15 protein-coding genes are annotated in these 16155 nt (G+C 69.8%); 8 read left to right on the top strand and 7 right to left on the bottom strand.

What is annotated here, in order from left to right; translation table 11 throughout:
• Positions 1–67 precede the first annotated feature (67 nt).
• The 4 genes from MYSTI_RS00240 to MYSTI_RS00225 form a co-directional block, all read right to left on the bottom strand.
• Complete coding sequence (locus MYSTI_RS00240; RefSeq protein WP_015345670.1) at positions 68–592, bottom strand: hypothetical protein; 525 nt, start codon at positions 590–592, stop codon at positions 68–70.
• Between the two features lie 65 nt (positions 593–657).
• Positions 658–1845 carry an L-dopachrome tautomerase-related protein gene (locus tag MYSTI_RS00235; protein WP_015345669.1) on the bottom strand — a complete coding sequence of 396 codons (1188 nt, stop codon included), beginning with the start codon at positions 1843–1845 and terminating at the stop codon, positions 658–660.
• 102 nt (positions 1846–1947) lie between these two features.
• Positions 1948–3804 (bottom strand): glycoside hydrolase family 15 protein, encoded by a 1857-nt coding sequence (locus MYSTI_RS00230; RefSeq protein WP_015345668.1) that lies wholly within the window; start codon positions 3802–3804, stop codon positions 1948–1950.
• A gap of 12 nt (positions 3805–3816) precedes the next feature.
• Positions 3817–4905: a glucose 1-dehydrogenase gene (locus MYSTI_RS00225; RefSeq protein WP_015345667.1), complete on the bottom strand. Its 1089-nt coding sequence runs from the start codon at positions 4903–4905 to the stop codon at positions 3817–3819.
• Positions 4906–5145: 240 nt separating this feature from the next.
• On the opposite strand from MYSTI_RS00225, the gene MYSTI_RS00220 reads away from it, so the two are divergent.
• Positions 5146–5715, top strand: coding sequence for a hypothetical protein (locus MYSTI_RS00220; protein WP_015345666.1), 570 nt, complete (start codon positions 5146–5148; stop codon positions 5713–5715).
• 61 nt (positions 5716–5776) lie between these two features.
• Positions 5777–6457 (top strand): tetratricopeptide repeat protein, encoded by a 681-nt coding sequence (locus MYSTI_RS40370; protein WP_144369948.1) that lies wholly within the window; start codon positions 5777–5779, stop codon positions 6455–6457.
• A gap of 10 nt (positions 6458–6467) precedes the next feature.
• Here MYSTI_RS40370 and MYSTI_RS00210 read toward each other — a convergent pair whose 3' ends face one another.
• On the bottom strand, positions 6468–8117 hold the full coding sequence (locus tag MYSTI_RS00210) for a serine/threonine protein kinase (protein WP_015345664.1): 1650 nt from the start codon (positions 8115–8117) through the stop codon (positions 6468–6470).
• A 254-nt stretch (positions 8118–8371) separates the two neighbouring features.
• On the opposite strand from MYSTI_RS00210, the gene MYSTI_RS00205 reads away from it, so the two are divergent.
• Genes MYSTI_RS00205 through MYSTI_RS00195 form a run of 3 tightly spaced genes read left to right on the top strand, consistent with a single transcriptional unit; the run spans position 8372 to position 11130 of the window.
• Positions 8372–9283 carry an ABC transporter ATP-binding protein gene (locus MYSTI_RS00205; protein WP_015345663.1) on the top strand — a complete coding sequence of 304 codons (912 nt, stop codon included), beginning with the start codon at positions 8372–8374 and terminating at the stop codon, positions 9281–9283.
• A gap of 3 nt (positions 9284–9286) precedes the next feature.
• Positions 9287–10066, top strand: a complete 780-nt coding sequence (locus MYSTI_RS00200) for an ABC transporter permease (RefSeq protein ID WP_015345662.1) — start codon at positions 9287–9289, stop codon at positions 10064–10066.
• Positions 10067–10125: 59 nt separating this feature from the next.
• Positions 10126–11130: an ABC transporter substrate-binding protein gene (locus MYSTI_RS00195; RefSeq protein ID WP_015345661.1), complete on the top strand. Its 1005-nt coding sequence runs from the start codon at positions 10126–10128 to the stop codon at positions 11128–11130.
• A 4-nt stretch (positions 11131–11134) separates the two neighbouring features.
• Here MYSTI_RS00195 and MYSTI_RS00190 read toward each other — a convergent pair whose 3' ends face one another.
• On the bottom strand, positions 11135–12025 hold the full coding sequence (locus MYSTI_RS00190) for a hypothetical protein (RefSeq protein ID WP_044278254.1): 891 nt from the start codon (positions 12023–12025) through the stop codon (positions 11135–11137).
• A gap of 324 nt (positions 12026–12349) precedes the next feature.
• Between MYSTI_RS00190 and MYSTI_RS00185 the strand changes: the two genes are divergently transcribed.
• Entirely contained in the window at positions 12350–13126 is a 777-nt protein-coding gene (locus MYSTI_RS00185) for an HAD family hydrolase (protein WP_015345659.1), read from the top strand.
• 108 nt (positions 13127–13234) lie between these two features.
• Positions 13235–14329: a class II fructose-bisphosphate aldolase gene (gene fba, locus MYSTI_RS00180; RefSeq protein WP_015345658.1), complete on the top strand. Its 1095-nt coding sequence runs from the start codon at positions 13235–13237 to the stop codon at positions 14327–14329.
• 71 nt (positions 14330–14400) lie between these two features.
• On the opposite strand, the gene MYSTI_RS40365 is transcribed toward fba, so the two are convergent.
• The gene (locus tag MYSTI_RS40365) at positions 14401–14841 is read right to left on the bottom strand and encodes a hypothetical protein (protein ID WP_052350838.1); all 441 of its coding nucleotides are present in this window, start codon (positions 14839–14841) and stop codon (positions 14401–14403) included.
• Between the two features lie 318 nt (positions 14842–15159).
• Between MYSTI_RS40365 and MYSTI_RS00170 the strand changes: the two genes are divergently transcribed.
• The gene (locus tag MYSTI_RS00170; protein WP_015345656.1) at positions 15160–16137 is read left to right on the top strand and encodes an NYN domain-containing protein; all 978 of its coding nucleotides are present in this window, start codon (positions 15160–15162) and stop codon (positions 16135–16137) included.
• Positions 16138–16155 lie beyond the last annotated feature (18 nt).

The following is a 16155-nucleotide window of genomic DNA, read 5'->3' as shown; positions in this document are numbered from 1 at the left end:
CGCGGAGCAAAGCCGCGCCGGAATCCTCCCGCCCCCCGGGGCCTTCTCACCCCGGGTGAGGCCCCCCTCACGAAGGCCGCGTGACGAGCTCCCTCCGGCCCAGGGGACTCACGCCCCGGGAGAGCAACGTGCGGGCGGCGAGCACGGAGACACAATCCTCCGTGCTGTGGATGTCGCCGTAGAAGGTGAGCAGCGTGGCCGGGTCCACCACGCGCACACCCGCCGCCTCCACCGACGGCACGCTCCGCACGAAGACATCCAGGATGACCTTGCCGCCCGCGTCGTGCCGCGCGTAGCGGTAGAAGTGGGTGCTGGTCGCGTCGAAGCGCGTCCAGATGCGGTGGTAGCCGCGCGCGGTGAGCACCGCAATCAACTCCGGGAAGCGCGCGGGCTCCACGAAGAGGTCCACGTCCTTGTGGTCGTGGAACAGCTTCAGCTCCGCCTCCGCGTGGGGCGGGGCCATGAAGTGCCACGCCCACCCCCCGGACACCGTCACCCACGGCGCCAGGGCCCGTACCTCCGCTTCACCAATGCGCAGCCGCTCCGGGTTCCACTGCTCGTGGGCCCGCTTGGGATTGCGTGCATCTCCCATGACCGAGTCCTCCTTCGTGCGCGGCCGGACGGCGGCGGGAGAAAACGGCTGACAGGGCTTTCGCCTCACATGCCCGCGATGCCGCCGATGCCGGGCTTGAAGCGCCAGATGAAGTAGGGCCCGTTCGCCTGGATGTGCTCACGGGACTGGAGCATCGAGTGGGGCAGCGCGCTGTCCGCCACGTAGAGCCAGCCGTCCGGCCCGTGGTTGAGGGCGTCCGCCCAGCGGATGCGCGGCGACTTCACCAGCGTCTCCAGCCGGCCCTCCGGAGACATGCGCAGCACGGCCCCGTGCTCCACGTCCGTCATCAGCACGTTGCCCGCGGTGTCCGCGCTGAGCCCGTCGTTGAGCGGCTTGCGGCCCACCGCCTGAATCCGCTGCGCCAGCGCCGTGTCGTCGAGCGACGTGTCCTTCAGGTCCGCGGTGCGCACGCGATACATCGTGTCGTGGTTCATCGCCGCGAACCACAGCCACTCGTCCGACGGGTCCAGCGCGATGCCATCCACGCCGCACTTCAGCGCCGCCACCCCGCCGAAGAACACCATGTCCTTGAGCGGGCTGCGGATGATGAAGTCCCGAGGGAAGACGGACTCGTGCTTCTCCAGCACCCGCCGCGCCTGCTTCTTCGCCACGTCGTAGACGACGAGCGCCGGAGAGCGCCGCCAGAAGCCCACGTCGGCAATGAACACCGTCTCGCCCTTCGCATCGACCCGCATGTCCTGGAGGAACGAGCCCGGCGGAGCCACTTGCGGCGGGAAGTCGAACTCGTGCGCGAGGTGCCCCGTGGACAGCTCGAACGCGAGCAGCCGGGGGACACCCAGGCCGTGGTTGCCGTGGTCGATGACCCAGAGCCAGTCGCGTCGGTCGATGGTGACGCCGAGCACCGTGTCGAAGAGCTTCTTCTGGAGCGGCTCGGCGGGGAACGGCACGGCCTTGCCGTCCACCCACTCCCACAGCTTCGCCCCAGGCGGACGGCTCTCCGGATGGAGCGTGTAGAACAGCCGCCCCGTCGAGGACACCGCCACGTTGCCGATGGGCTCCGCGCTGCGCACCACCTCCTCGAGCGCGCTGTCCGGCAACAGGGGCATGCCGGTGACGTCCAGGTAGGGCTCACCGCCTCCGTAGCGCAGGCGCACGCCCACCACCGCGAGCGCCAAGACACCCGCCACGGCGAGGACGACCTTGAAGACCCGGGCGAGGCCAGCACCGGGCGGAGGAGGCGACATGGGGAAGGGGAGCTGGGGAGCGGCCATGACGTGGACAAGGGAGGTGAGCCCACCTGAGGCGGTGGAGGCTCACTCTCCCTCAATACGGATGCCGCGGACGAGTGGTTCCATGCCCACCCGCCCCGTCCGTCAGTCCTTGCGGCCCAGCGTCCGGTCCAAGTTGTACGCGGCGCTGATGAGCGACAGGTGGGTGAGGGCCTGGGGGAAGTTGCCCAGGGACTCGCCGGACATGCCCGTCTGCTCCGCGTACAGGCCCACGTGGTTGGCGTAGCCCAGCATGCGCTCGAAGGTGAGCCGGGCCTCCTCCAGCAGGTCCGGCCGCGCCTGGTTCGCCCGCGTCATGGCCTCCACCAACCAGAAGCTGCACAGGTTGAAGGTGCCCTCGCTGCCGGGGATGCCGTCCAGCGTCGCCTCCACGTCGTAGCGGAACACCAGCCCGTCCGACGTGAGCCCGCCCTTCGACGGGGGCCGACGCATGTGGTCCAGCGTGGACAACATCCTCGGGTCCACGGGCGACAGGAAGAACACCAGCGGCATCAGCAGATTCGCCGCGTCCAGCGTGTCCTTGCCGTAGGCCTGGATGAACGAGCCGCGCTCCTCGCTCCAGCCGCTGGACATGATGCTCTCGAAGATGGTGTCGCGCACGGCGAGCCACCGAGGCCGGTCCGCGGGGAAGCTGCGCTTGTCGGCCAGGCGGATGGCCCGGTCCACCGCGACCCAGCACATCAGCTTCGAGTACACGAAGTGGCGCCGTCCGCCGCGCACCTCCCAGATGCCCTCGTCCGGCTCGTTCCAGTGCTCACACACCCAATCCACCAGCCGGCGCAGGTGCCTCCAGAAGTCGAAGGAGATGGGGGCCGCGTACTTGTTGGACAGGTACACGGAGTCCATCAGCTCGCCGTAGATGTCGAGCTGGAGCTGGTCCGCCGCCGCGTTGCCGATGCGCACCGGCCTGGCGCCGCCGTACCCCATCAGGTGCGACAGCTCCACCTCCTCCGGCACGGGGCTGCCATCCAGGGAGAACATCAGCGGCAGCGGCCCGTCCCCCTGCTCCGCGCAGCGCGCCTCCACCCACTGCATGAAGGCCGCCGCCTCCTTCTTGAAGCCGAGGCGGATGAACGCGTAGACGGTGAAGGCCGCGTCCCTGAGCCAGCAGTAACGGTAGTCCCAGTTACGGGAGCCACCGGGTGACTCGGGGAGGCTGCACGTGGGGGCCGCGACGATGGCGCCCGTGGGAGAGAACGTCATCAGCTTCAGCGCGAGCGCGGAGCGCTGCACCGTCTCCCGCCACCGCCCCGTGTACTGACAGCCCGACAGCCAGTGGCGCCAGTACTCCACCGTGTCCCGGAAGAGCGCCTCCGCGGAGTCGTGGCTGTGCACCAGGTCCTCGCACGACACGCGCATGCCCTCGCGCAAGGTGAAGACGGCGGACTGGTTCTCTCGCAGCACGAAGCTCGCGGCGACCCCGCGCTCCACGCGCCGCAGCGGCAGCGAGGAGGCCAGCGTGAGCTGGAGCTTGGGGGACTCGAAGGCGGCGCCTCCGGAGATGAGGTGCGTCTGGTGCTCGTCCCGGGCGTAGTTGAAGGCCGGGAGGCACTCCATCTCGAAGGCCATCTCCCCGCGCACCACGCGCACGCGCCGGAGCACCTCTCGCGTCTCCTTCTCGCCCCGCTTGTTCATGGGCATGAAGTCGATGAGCTCTCCCACGCCGTCGGCCGTGTAGAAGCGCGTCACCAGCACGTTGGTGTCCGGCCAGTAGAACTGCTTGTTCAGGACTCCGTCCGGATTGGGGTGGATGCGCCAGTGGCCGCCCTTTTGTGGGTCCAGCAGCGCGGCGAAGACGCTGGGGCTGTCGAAGTGCGGGTAGCACAGCCAGTCGATGGTTCCCTCGTTCCCCACGAGCGCCACCGTGCGCAGGTCGCCGATGACGCCGTGGTCCTCGATGGGCACGGAGCCCCCCGCCACCGCCTGTCTGCCGACCCCCATATGCACCTCGCCTCAGGTGAAGGTGATGACGTGCTTGATGCCGCCGCCTGCCTTGCCCGTCACCACGTCGAAGAAGGATTCAGGAGGGTGGCGCGCGGTGATGAGCCGCTCGAGCCCCCCTGGCCACCGCGCACGGAAGCGGGCCAGGTCCTCCAGCGCCGCATCGAAGTCCGAGGCCGCCGCGTTCACCGTGCCCAGCAGGACCTGGTTGTTCAACACGAGCTGCTTGAGGAAGTCATCGCCCCCCAGGGACATCTGTTCGGACTTCGACGGCACCCCCGTGAAGATGAAGACGCCATTGGGTGACAGGGACTTCAGCGCCTCGAAGGCGGCCTTCGCGGTGCCGGCGGCCTCGTAGATGACGTCGGGTGCGCCTGCTCGCCGGACCAGCTCCTCGGGGGAGATGTCCTGCGTGGAGAGGTAGGGCGCGCCCACGGCCTCCGCGGCCTCGGCCTTCACGTTGGGCTTTCGGCTGTGCGAGTACACGGTGGTGGCGAAGCCGCGCCGCAGCAGCGTGAGCACGCCGAGCTGGCCCACGGGCCCCGCGCCCAGCACGACGGCGCGCCCTGGCACGGGCCTCCACGGCAGGCGCTCCTGGATGAGGTCGAGCTGCCGCAGCGCCTTCTCCGCGATGGTGAGGGGCTCGGTGAGCACGGCGACGTCATGCAACTCGGTGGCGACACGGTGCAGATAGGCCACGTCCTCCACGAAGTGCTCCGAGCAGAAGCCAGGGGCTTCCTTGATGCCGCGCTCGGTGAAGTCACCGGTGATGCAGAAGTCGGGGTGTCCGCCCCGGCATGCGGGGCAGAGGGCGTGCGGGCAAGGTCTGCGCACGCGAGGCACCACCCAGTCACCCTTCTGGAGTCCTTGGACGGCGGGGCCGACCTCCACGACTTCACCCAGACACTCGTGTCCGAGGATGAGGTAGTCGAGACCCGGAGGCGGCGTGCCGTAGGTGAAGGAGACGATGTCCTTGTCGGTGCCGCACACGCCGACTTCATGGGTGCGCACCTTCACCTGGGTCGGAGCCTGGAGCTCGGGTTCAGGCGCGTCGATGACGCGCACTTGCCTCTTCCCAGGAAAGACAGCGACGGCCTTCATGCGCGGCTCCTGCCTTGCTCGAGTGCCCTGGTGGTTGAGGTGTTCACCCTGAAGCGGAGACACCAGGGCCCGGGGATGGGAGACGCGCGGCGCATGGCCGTCCGCTACCCATCGAGCCTCCGGCCGCACGGCGCCCCAAGTCCCTGAACTTATTGAAGCCGACACCGGGCTTTGCCCGGGGGCTCCGCCGCTGACGAAACCGCTGCCAGCCCGGGCCCCACGGGTCTATGAGCAGACCTCGTGAGCGAGCCCATCCCCGCCCCTTCCGACGACGACAAGCCCCTCGCCAGCCGCTCCACCGCCATCGGGGCGGTGGCCTTCTTCATCCTGGCCGTGCCCTTCCTGGTGCTCGGCCTGTGGCTCCTCGATGGGAAGTCCCGCATGGACTTCCGCTGCGAGGCGGGCGGGCCCTGCACCCTCACCCGCTCCGGCTGGCTGACCCGCGAGGAGGTCGCGAAGCTGCCCCTCGACGCCATCCAGTCCGTGAAGCTGGAGCGCAGCCGCAGCGCCCGCCGCAAGTCCGTCCCCATCTTCCGCCCGGAGCTGGAGACGACGCAGGGGAAGTTCCCCCTCTTCGCCCAGTGGGCCACGGATGAGCGCGAAGCCATCGCCGTGAAGGAGCAGGTGGAGCGCTTCCTCGCCTCGCCCAAGACGGATGCGCTCGAGGTGACACGCGATGACCGGCGCTCCTCCTTGCGCGTGGGCGGCGCCTTCACCGCCGTGGGCGTCGCGCTGCTCCTCTTCACCACGTGGCTCGCCTTGCGCTCCCGCATGCACCGCCGCACCGAGCAGGCCGCCGCCACCGCCTGAACCCTCTCGAGTACAGGCCTCCCGAAGCTCCATGCTATTCTCGGTAAGCATGGAATCTTCGATGAGCCGGGGACATTGGAGAGCATGGACGGTGGTGCTCTGGGCCTGGCTCACACCCGGACTCGCCACCGCGACTCCTCAAGCGAGCGCCTCCAGCGCCGAGAGCAGCGCGGACCTCTTCCGCCATCGAATGACTCGTGCCATCGCGATGCACGAATCACTCGACTACGAGAAGGCGCTCAACTGGCTGGGCCAGGCGAAGCAGGTGGCGTCCACGCCCCAGGAGCAGGTGGAGGTGGAGCTCTACCGAGGCATCGTCCTGGCCGACCTGGGGCGGAGACAGCAGGCCATGGAGTCCTTCCGCGTCGCGCTGTCGCTGCGCCCCGACGCCCAGCTCCCCGTGCCGGTGGGCCCCAAGGTGACGCGGGACTTCGAGTCGGTGCGCAAGCAGGTGAAGCGCAACCCCGTCACGCCTCCCGTCGAAGAGGCCCCCAAGGTCGTCGCGACACCTCCCCCCGAGGAGAATCCCGCGGTCCCCCCCGAGACGAAGGCCGAGCCCGAAGGGAAGAAGGACCTGCGCACGCGCTTGGGCGAGGCGGGCTCTGGACTGAAGAAGAACGTGGGTTCGGCGCTGGGGTCCGCGCTGAACACGGTGATGGGCTCACGCGAGGAGTCGACGCCCCCCGCGCCCGCCGCGCCTCCCGCGCCCGCCGCCGAAGCCACGGCGGAGGAGACGCGGTAGGCAGTCCCGCTCAGTCCGCCAACAGGTTGAGCTTGAAGACATTCGCCGTGCCCGCCTTCACCTCGAAGTCGCGCGTGACGCGCTTGTCCAGGTCCCGGTTGACGGCGGTCACGACGTACTTCTTCGCGGGCAGGTCGACGATGCCCATGGGCGTCTCGCCCAGCAGCTTCCCGTCGAGGTAGATGGCCGCATAGGGCCGGATGCGGAACTCCACCGAGCCCAACGGCAAGGGCGCGGCCTTCACCTTCCGCGCCGCGGGGGCTGTCCTCGTCGAGGGTGGCGACGGCTGCGCGGCAGCGACGACCGGCACGACGTCCTCCGGCTTCCCGGAATCACTCGCCTCCGCGTGCTGGACCTGGGGCTTCTCCACCGTGGGCGCAGCCACGGGCTCCACCTTCGCGACCGGGGCCACCTGCTCCGTGGGCACAGCCGGACGCGGCGCCTCCTCCACCTTCGCGACCGGGGCCGCCCGCACCACGACATCCCCATGCGCCCGCGGCGCAGGCGGCGTCTTCCCGCCCCCCACCAGCACGAACGCTCCCGCCGAGGCGACCAGCGCCGCGCCGCCCACCACGAGGGGCAGCCGCCTCGCTCTCACGCCCCGCCGCGCCGCCGAGGGCCGCTGCTCCGTCGGCTGGTCGGACACATCCGTCGGCGCCGCCGCCCCCTTGGAGACAGGCCCCAGCGGCGTCGTGCGCTCCGGGGCGCTGTCCATCGCCCGCATGGACACGGGCGTCGGAACCAGGTGCTCATCCACCACCTGCGAGACGGCGCGCGCAATCTGATACGCGCCCACCGACTCCCCCGTCGACAACACGAAGCGCTCCAGGTCCGCTTGCAGCGCGCGGCAGTCCGGATAGCGGTCCTCGCGATTCTTCCTCAGCGCGACCGCCAGGATGGACTGGAGCGCATTGGGGACATCCTCACGCAAGTGCGTCACCGGCACCGGCTCGCGCGAGATGATGGCTTGCATCATCGCCAGCTCCGACGCCCCCTCGAATGGCAGACGTCCCGTGAGCAGCTCATACAGCACCACGCCCAACGCATACACATCCACGCGCCGGTCCAACGGGTCCGCCCGCACCTGCTCGGGCGGCATGTACGCCACCTTGCCCTTCACGATGCCCGTCTGCGTGCGGTGCTTCTGCCCCACCACCTTGGCGATGCCGAAGTCCACCACCTTCACCGCGCCCTGCCGCGACACCAGGATGTTGTCCGGGCTCACGTCCCGGTGAATCAACCCGAGCGGCTGCCCCGTGATGGCGTCCTCGAAGTCATGCGCGAACGCCAGGCCCTCCGCGGCATGCGCCACCACCTTCGCGCAGAGGTTGGGCGGCAGGAACACGCCTCGGGAGTCCGCCTGCCTTCGCCAGCGCCGCAGGTTGGGCCCGTCGATGAGCTCCATCGCCAGGAAGAAGGTCCCCTCGGACTCACCGAAGTCGAAAATCTGGACGACGTTCGGGTGGTTCAGCTGCGCGACGAGCTTCGCCTCCTCCAGGAACATCTCCACGAAGGACGGGTCCTCCACCAGGTGCGGGAGGATGCGCTTGAGGACCAAGGTCTTCTCGAAGCCCCCGGGGCCCTCGGCCTTGGCCAGGAACACCTCCGCCATGCCTCCCGTCGCCAGCTTGCGGATGAGTTGGTATTTCCCGACGTGCATTCCAGGAAGGTTCCCAGGTTTGCCGTTGCAATCCAATGGGTCGCAACCCCAGGCCCCTGTACCCAGGTCCAAGGCAGTCAAACAGACACGGCCAGCCAGCGTCGTCGGCGTCCCTACTTTCCTGAGGCCAGACACGAAGCGCCTGTCTCCACTCCCACGGCACGGCTGCCGGGCAGGGAAGCGGCTTGACGGGCGCCTCCGAGGAAGCCCTACACCCACTTCCCTCCTGCCCACAGGTGCCTAGCTTGTGGCCGATGCTGCGTGCCCTCCTCGGCCGATGGCGAAGCTCGCTGCGCCTGCTCCGGCCGGCCCATGTGGAAGCCGACCACGCGAAGATATCCGTCACCCAGCTCGGACATCGCTACGCCAACAAGGTCGTGGCCCTCGAGGACGTGGACCTCAACGTCCGCTCGGGGGAGTTCATCTGCCTGCTCGGCCCCTCCGGGTGCGGCAAGTCCACGCTCCTCTACGCACTGGCGGGCCACGTGCGCCCCACCGGCGGCACGGTGTCCATTGACGGACAGCCCATCACCGGCCCCGGGCCCAACCGCCTCCTCATGTTCCAGGAGGCCGCCCTCTTCCCGTGGCTCAGCGTGCGCGGCAACATCACCTTCGCCCTGGCCGCCCGAGGCGTGCCCCGCGCCGAGCGCAAGGAGCGCGCGGACCAGTACATCCGCCGCGTCCACCTCCAGGGCTTCGAGGAGACCCTCCCCCACCAGCTCTCCGGCGGCATGAAGATGCGCGCGAGCCTGGCCCGCGCCCTCGCCGTGGACCCCACCGTGCTCCTCATGGACGAGCCCTTCGGCTCGCTGGACGCGCAGACGCGCATCCACATGCAGGAGCTCCTCCAGTCCATCTGGATGCGCACCCACAAGACGGTGGTCTTCGTCACCCACGACGTCCACGAGGCCCTCATGCTGGGCACCCGCGTGGTCCTCATGGCGCCGCGTCCGGGCCGCATCGTGAGGGATTTGGAGGTCCACCTCCCCATGCCGCGCCGCCCGGACGACGCGGCCCTCACGGAGATGGTCCGCCACGTCCAGAGGCTGCTGAGTGAAGTGGAGCGAACCAACATCCCCGACTCCCCGCCGCCATCGAGAGCCTCCACGCCCGCGGTGACAAGCCCCGTGCTGTCCCCGCCCGGACTGCCCCGGCCCGCGAGGTGAACCATGAAGCGCGACTCGAGGCTCCAGGGCTTCGCCCAGAAGCTCCTCCTGTTGGTGTTGCTGCTCGGCGCGTGGGAGGGACTCTCCCGCCTGGGCGTGTGGTCCCCGTACCTCTTCCCCGGGCCTTTCACCGTGGCGAGGAGCCTGGGGAAGATGGCCGCGAACGGAAGCCTGTGGGAGGCGACGCTCCGCTCGCTGGGGCGGCTGGGGCGCGCCTACTTCGTCTCGGTGGCCATCGGTGTCCCGCTGGGCCTGTTGATGGCGCGGCTGACCTTCTTCCGCAACGCGGTGAAGCCCGTGGTGATGGGCCTGCAAGCCCTGCCCTCCATCTGCTGGCTGCCCCTGGCGCTCTTGTGGTTCGGCCTGACGGACACCGCCATCCTCTTCGTCGTGGTGATGGGCAGCGTGCTGGGCATCGCCATCGCCACGGAGGACAGCGTGCAGGGCGTGGACCCGCAGCTCTTGCGCGTCGCGAGCACGCTGGGCGTCCGGGGCCTGCGCTTCCAGTTCGGCGTGCTGCTGCCCGCGGCGCTGCCCGGCATCGTCACCGGCCTCAAGCTGGGGTGGAGCTTCGCGTGGCGCGCGCTGCTCGCCGGTGAATTGCTCTTCGTGTCCGGCGGCCTGGGGCAGCTGCTCACCGTGGGCCGCGAGCTGATGGACGTGCCTCAAGTCATGGCCGTCATGGTGGCCATCATCCTCATCGGAATCACGGTGGACCGTGTCCTCTTCCAGACGGTGGAGGGCCGGCTGCGCCGCCGCTGGGGCCTGGAAGGGGCGCTGTAGGACGCTTCGGCGGCATCCCCGTTGCCAACCCACCCCGCCGTCCCTCTCTTCACGTGCCTATGCGTGCCCTTCGGTTGCCCTGGGTGTTCGTGCTCGCCGGACTGGTGGTGCTCGGCGCGGGTTGCAAGCGCGAGTCCTCGCGCGGAGCGGACGCGCCGCTGCGCCTGGGCTTCTTCCCGAACATCACGCATGCGCAAGCGCTGGTGGGCCACTCGGAGGGCACGTTCGCCTCCGAGCCCGGCGTGGGGAAGCTGGAGGTGAAGCAGTTCAACGCGGGGCCCGCGGCCATGGAGGCGCTGGTGGCGGGCTCGCTCGACGTCTCCTACGTGGGCAACGGGCCCGCCATCAACACGTTCCTCAAGGCCGGGCGGGAGCTGCGCATCATCGCGGGCGCCGTGAACGGGGGCGCCATGCTGGTGACGCGCACCGCGAAGAGCGCCGCGGAGCTGAAGGGCAAGAAGCTGGCGACGCCCCAGCTCGGCAACACCCAGGACATCGCGCTGCGCTACTGGCTCGAGCAGCAGGGCTTGAACACCCAGCTGGACGGCAAGGGCGACGTGCAAATCGTGCCGCTGAGCAACTCGGACATCCTGGTGCAGTACCTGCGCGGCGGCATCGAAGGCGCCTGGGTGCCGGAGCCCTGGGGCACGCGCATGCTCATGGACCCTGGGGGCGGCGGGCAGATTCTCGTGGACGAGAAGACGCTGTGGCCCGAGGGGCGCTTCCCCACCACCGTCGTCGTGACGACGCGCAAGGTGCTGGAGACGCAGCGCCCGCGCATCGTCGCCCTGCTGCGCGCGCACGTGAAGCTGACCGAGCGCTGGAAGCAGGAGCCGGAGACCTTCGCCACCCAGGTCAACACCGCCTTCGGCAAGCTGACGCAGAAGCCCCTGGCGGCGCCCATCCTCCAGGGGGCCTTCTCCCGCCTGGAGCCCAGCCTGGACCCGGTGCCGTCCGCCTTGAGCACCGCCGCGAAGCACGCTCAGGAGCTGGGCTTCATCCCCTCGTCGGACATCAGCGGGCTGGTGGACCTGAGCGCGCTGGAAGAGGCGCGCAAGCCCTGACGCGTCACTCCCCCGTGAAGACGCGAGGGCCGCCCTCCGCGCCGTAGAAGCCGATGAGCTCGCGGTGGTGCGCCATGGTGAGGCGGCAGCAGGTGATGAGCCGCTGGCGGATGCGCGCCTGCTCCGTGGCGCTCAGCGGACCGGAGTCCGCGAAGGGCTCCATCCACTCGCGGAGGTCTCCGTCATCGCCCTCGTCGGGCTCGCGCATCCCCACGCCCATGCACGCCGCATAGGACAGCGCATCCTCCGTCCCCAGCCAGCGCAGGTGCTCGATGAGCGCCAGCATGGACGAGAGCGGAGTCGCCTGCTCCAGCTCCTCCTCCGTCAGCCCCGCCGCGAGCAGCAGGCGCTTCAGCCCGATGAGCCGCGCGGACTCCCGCGACAGTCCCTCGCTCAAGAGCGCCTTCCCGCGCTCCGTGGCCTGCGCCGCCACCACCGCCTCCCGATGCGCCGCGACGGCCGCCACGAGGTGGTGGCTCTCCAGCAGGTACCCCAGCGTGAGCCGGCGAGAGGTCTCCTCCGTCCAGGAGCCCCGCGGCCCCATGGGGGAGGTCCCCCAGCGCCTCCGCGCGATGCTCGCCAGCGAGCGCAGGTGCTCGTAGTACGTCAGCGCATCCACCCGCAGGCCGCCCGTCTGCACCAGCACGGCGCGCTGGTAGAGCTCTCGCGCGACCCACGACACGCGCGTCAGGCTCAGGCGGGCCTCGGTCGCGATGCCCATCAGCGTGCGCTGGCCGTCCATGAGGTGGAGCACCCGCCACGTCGCGTCCGCGGTCGCGACGTCCAGCGGCACCACCTCCCAGGACTCCCCCTCCGTCGAGCCCAGCACCAGCTCCCGCCGCGCGAGCCCCTCCGGCCGCACCCAGCTGGCCAGCGCCAGCCTCATGATGGGCAACAGCGGCTCCGGCTCCCGGCTGCGGGTCCTCCCGACACGACCATCGACAGGGGACCGACCACCGTCGTCACGCATGCGCTCCACCTCTCACGAGGGGGGCGCCTCCAGCGCGCACCCTCGCTTACACCCGGCCCTTCCTCCAGCGCGCCTCATGAGCTGGAGTTCGCGGCTCCAAGGCGCCGCTGGTGGCTGAACGGACGCGCGCGGAATCCGTCGGCCGGTGGTCACTTCGCGGCCCCCTCGCGGGGCGGTCATCCCGGAGGGGGCACCCGGAGTCGTCGCGGGGGTTGGCCGCGCGGGGGCGCCCGGCCAGGATGGCGCGCCATGAAGATGGAGACCGTGGAGCAGACGCTGGAGCGCATCGCCCGGGAGGTGGAGCACACCCCCGGCGGCGTGCTGGCCTTCGACGGAGACGGCACGCTGTGGAGCGGCGACGTGGGGGATGAGCTGTTCATGGCGGTGACGGGCCATGACGCCGTCAAGGAGCAGGCCCTGCCCCGGCTCAAGGCCATGGCGGCCGCGCACGGCCTGACGGAAGAGGGCGGCACCAGCACCCTGGCCCGCAGGCTCTTCTCCGCCTTCGAGGCCGGCGTCGTCTCCCAGCGCGACGTGTGTGAGCTGGGTGCGTGGATGCTCGCGGGCTGGCACGCGGACGAGCTGCGAGACTTCGCCCGAGGCGTCGTGGAGTCCCACGGCCTGGCCCGCCGCATCCAGCAGGAGACGCACCGCGTGCTGGAGTGGGCCCGCGCGTGTGACATTCCCTGTTACGTGGTGAGCGCCTCGCCCCTCCCCGTGGTGGAGGCCGCCGCGCGGGTGGTGGGCCTCCCGCCGGAGAACGTGGTCGCCACCACCCCCCAGGAGTCGGGCGGCGTGGTGCTCCCCGACGTCGTCTCACCCATCCCCTACGGGCCGGGAAAGGTGAGCTGTCTGAGGGCTCGCACCCAGCGGCCCCTGTATGCCGCCTTCGGTGACAATGTCTTTGATTTGGAGATGATGGCCGCCTCCCGGGTCCCCGTCGCGGTGCGTCCCAAGGCGCGCCTCCTGGAGCGGGCGGACAGCCTTCCCCCGCTGGTCCAGTTGCACCCCATCCCCGCCCCCTGACAGCGTCGTCTGGGGAACTCCGCCGCCGAGCTTTTGGCGACGCCCGCCAGCGCGTCCGTGCTAACTGGCGACTGCACTTCCTCAATCCCGCCACGGAGAGACACAGTCATGCCGCTCATCGCCCTGCGTCCCCTGCTCGACTACGCCGCCGCCAACAACTTCGGGGTCGCCGCGCTCAACGTCAACAACATGGAGCAGATCCAGGCCATCATGGAGGCCGCTCGCGCCACCCAGAGCCCGGCCATCATCCAGGCCTCGCGCGGGGCGCGGAAGTACACCAATGACCTGTTCCTGCGGAACCTGATGCAGGCGGCGGTGGAGCTCTATCCGGAGATTCCCATCGTCATGCACCAGGACCATGGCAACTCGCCGGACACCTGTATCAGCGCCATCCGCATGGGCTTCACCAGCGTGATGATGGACGGCTCGCTCGAGGACGACGGCAAGACGCCCTCCAGCTACGAGTACAACGTCGCCGTCACCCGCGAAGTCGTGAATGTCGCCCACCGCTTCGGCGTGTCCGTGGAGGGTGAGCTGGGTGTGCTCGGCTCGCTGGAGCACGGCATGGGTGAGAAGGAGGACGGCCACGGCGCCGAGGGCAAGCTCACGCTGGACCAGCTCCTCACGGACCCGGACCAGGCGGTGGACTTCGTCAACCGCACCGGCATCGACGCGCTCGCCGTCGCCATGGGCACCAGCCACGGCGCCTACAAGTTCTCCCGCAAGCCCAGCGGCGACGTGCTCGCCATGAGCCGCATCGAGGAGATCCACCGGAAGATTCCCAACTGCCACCTGGTGATGCACGGCTCCAGCTCCGTCCCCAAGGAGCTGTGCGACATCATCAACGCCAACGGAGGTCGCATCAAGGAGACCTACGGCGTGCCGGTGGAGGAGATCCAGCGCGGCATCCGCGCGGGCGTGCGGAAGATCAACGTCGACACCGACAACCGCCTCGCCATCACCGGCGCCATCCGCAAGGCCTTCACCGCCAAGCCGGAGGAGTTCGACCCGCGCTACTACCTGACGCCCGCGCGCGCCGCGATGCAGGCCGTCTGCGAGGAGCGCATGAAGCAGTTCGGTCAGGCGGGCCACGCGAAGAAGGTGCCGCACACCACGCTGGAGCAGATGGCTCGCGACTACCAGGCCGGCAAGTACGGCCCCGAGGCGCGCCCCGACACCGTCATCGGCGCGAAGAAGAAGTAGTCCGTCGCCCACGGGCTTGGGGAGCACCGCGCTGGTGTCGCGGCGCCCCCAAGTGCTTCCCGTGGCCCGGGCTACCGCAGCGCGTGGAGCGAGGTGGCCATGTTGTCCACCTCGTTCTCTATCTGGTAGTCGGCCACCACGCGCTCGCCCGGCTTGGGCCGCTCCTTCAGGCGCAGCGCCTGCATGTCCAAGGGGATGACGGTGCCCGTGTCGTCCTGGACGTAGAGCACGTCCCCCTTCATCTCCACGACGTTTCCTTCCAACGTCTGTGTCCGTTTCGGGTCGGCCATGACGTCGACCTTGGGCCCTTGGGTGATGGGAGCCTGGGGCTGGGTGGGCGTCACGTCGACGCCAATCATTCCTCCCAGGTTGAGCGGCGGAATGGCGGGGCCCGTGGGCTCCCCGAAGCGCTCCACCACCGGGTTTCCTTCCGTCGCCTCACTCACGTTGGGGGCCTCCGCCCCTCCCACCATGGGCAGCAGCAGCGCCGCCAGGGAGGAGACGGCCCACATGGTGGACTTGCACCTTCCACCCGAACTGTTTCGTGTCATCGCTCGTGCTCCGGCTGGGGGTCCTTGGACCCGACTCGCCAGAAGCTAGGCCACGCCCCACCGCTCGCGCCTGGACCGCGCCCCGGACACCACGCGGCGGACCGGGCCGCCGCTGCCATCGAGTGTTCATCTCATCAACGGGCCCACCCCCGCGCCGTCCAGAACAGGCTAGGGTGCGTCCGCAAGGCCCATCAGGCGCCCTCCCCGGGAGGACGCGCCGGGCCCTCTCTTCCTTCTTCTGGCGCCGCCCGACGCGGTGCCACATCGCAGAGGCTGCACGTGAACGGTCGCACCAACGAGCATCGCATCGCTCTCTTCCTCGACTTCGAGAACCTCGTCACCAATACCGGCATCAGTGCCTCCAACTTCGACCTCCAGCCCTCGCTGGACCGGCTCCTGGAGAAGGGCAAGGTCGTCTTCCGCCGCGCGTACTGCGACTGGTCGCGCTTCAGTGACGCGAAGATTGGCCTGCACCGGTTCGGCGTGGAGCTCATCGACGTGCCCCCCTCCACGCGCGCGGGGAAGAACGGCGCGGACATGCGCCTGGTCATCGACGCGCTGGAGCTGTGCTACGCGCGCGAGAGCATCGACACCTTCGTCATCGCCTCCGGCGACAGCGACTTCTGCCCCCTGGCGTACAAGCTGCGTGAGAACGGCCGCACCGTCATCGGGCTGGCGGTGAAGGAGTCCACCTCTCCCCTGTTCGTCAACGCGTGCGACGAGTTCATCTACCTGCGCACCCGCCAGCGCTCGGAGAAGGGCGACAAGGAGAAGGGCCGCCACGGCGCCGCCGAGGAAGCAGGCCATGGCAAGCGCGCCCGCCACGGGCGTGAGTCCACCGGCCGCGGAAGCAAGGCGGAGGGCGACAAGGCCGCGAGTGGCTCGGGAGGCAAGGCGCACGCCAAGTCGGACGTGCCGCAGATTGCCCGCGAGGTGGTGCAGAACCTGCTCGCCCGCGCGACGGGGCCGGTGAACCCCTCGCTCATCAAGGAGACCATCGTCCGCAAGGAGCCGGACTTCGACGAGAGCGAGTACGGCTTCGCCACCTTCGCCAAGCTCCTGGCCGCGCTGGAGCAGGAGGGTGTCCTGCGCCGCATCCAGCAGGGCCGCCAGTGGTACGTGGTGGGCCCCGACGCCGACCTGGGCGGCGGGGACAGCAAGGCCGAGAGCAAGGGCAAGAAGCCCAGCCGCGCCCGCGCCGAGGAGGAGGACGAGCTGGAGTCCTACCCCGACCCGGAAGAGGACGACGCCCTCTGAGACGCCGTCCCGCCGTGC

The organism is Myxococcus stipitatus DSM 14675, from assembly GCF_000331735.1.
Classification (GTDB): Bacteria; Myxococcota; Myxococcia; order Myxococcales; family Myxococcaceae; genus Myxococcus; species Myxococcus stipitatus.
Note: the sequence above shows the minus strand (reverse complement) of the source record. Positions and strands in the feature narration are given on the sequence as shown.

Bases quoted from the DNA above. Each gene is read 5' to 3' on its own strand.
- MYSTI_RS00240 (WP_015345670.1), bottom strand. From the start codon at position 592: ATGGGAGATGCACGCAATCCCAAGCGGGCCCACGAGCAGTGGAACCCG.
- fba (WP_015345658.1), top strand. From the start codon at position 13,235: ATGCCGCTCATCGCCCTGCGTCCCCTGCTCGACTACGCCGCCGCCAAC.
- MYSTI_RS00230 (WP_015345668.1), bottom strand. From the start codon at position 3,804: ATGGGGGTCGGCAGACAGGCGGTGGCGGGGGGCTCCGTGCCCATCGAG.
- MYSTI_RS00210 (WP_015345664.1), bottom strand. From the start codon at position 8,117: ATGCACGTCGGGAAATACCAACTCATCCGCAAGCTGGCGACGGGAGGC.
- MYSTI_RS00200 (WP_015345662.1), top strand. From the start codon at position 9,287: ATGAAGCGCGACTCGAGGCTCCAGGGCTTCGCCCAGAAGCTCCTCCTG.
- MYSTI_RS40370 (WP_144369948.1), top strand. From the start codon at position 5,777: ATGAGCCGGGGACATTGGAGAGCATGGACGGTGGTGCTCTGGGCCTGG.
- MYSTI_RS00195 (WP_015345661.1), top strand. From the start codon at position 10,126: ATGCGTGCCCTTCGGTTGCCCTGGGTGTTCGTGCTCGCCGGACTGGTG.
- MYSTI_RS00185 (WP_015345659.1), top strand. From the start codon at position 12,350: ATGAAGATGGAGACCGTGGAGCAGACGCTGGAGCGCATCGCCCGGGAG.
- MYSTI_RS00235 (WP_015345669.1), bottom strand. From the start codon at position 1,845: ATGGCCGCTCCCCAGCTCCCCTTCCCCATGTCGCCTCCTCCGCCCGGT.
- MYSTI_RS40365 (WP_052350838.1), bottom strand. From the start codon at position 14,841: ATGTGGGCCGTCTCCTCCCTGGCGGCGCTGCTGCTGCCCATGGTGGGA.
- MYSTI_RS00205 (WP_015345663.1), top strand. From the start codon at position 8,372: ATGCTGCGTGCCCTCCTCGGCCGATGGCGAAGCTCGCTGCGCCTGCTC.
- MYSTI_RS00225 (WP_015345667.1), bottom strand. From the start codon at position 4,905: ATGAAGGCCGTCGCTGTCTTTCCTGGGAAGAGGCAAGTGCGCGTCATC.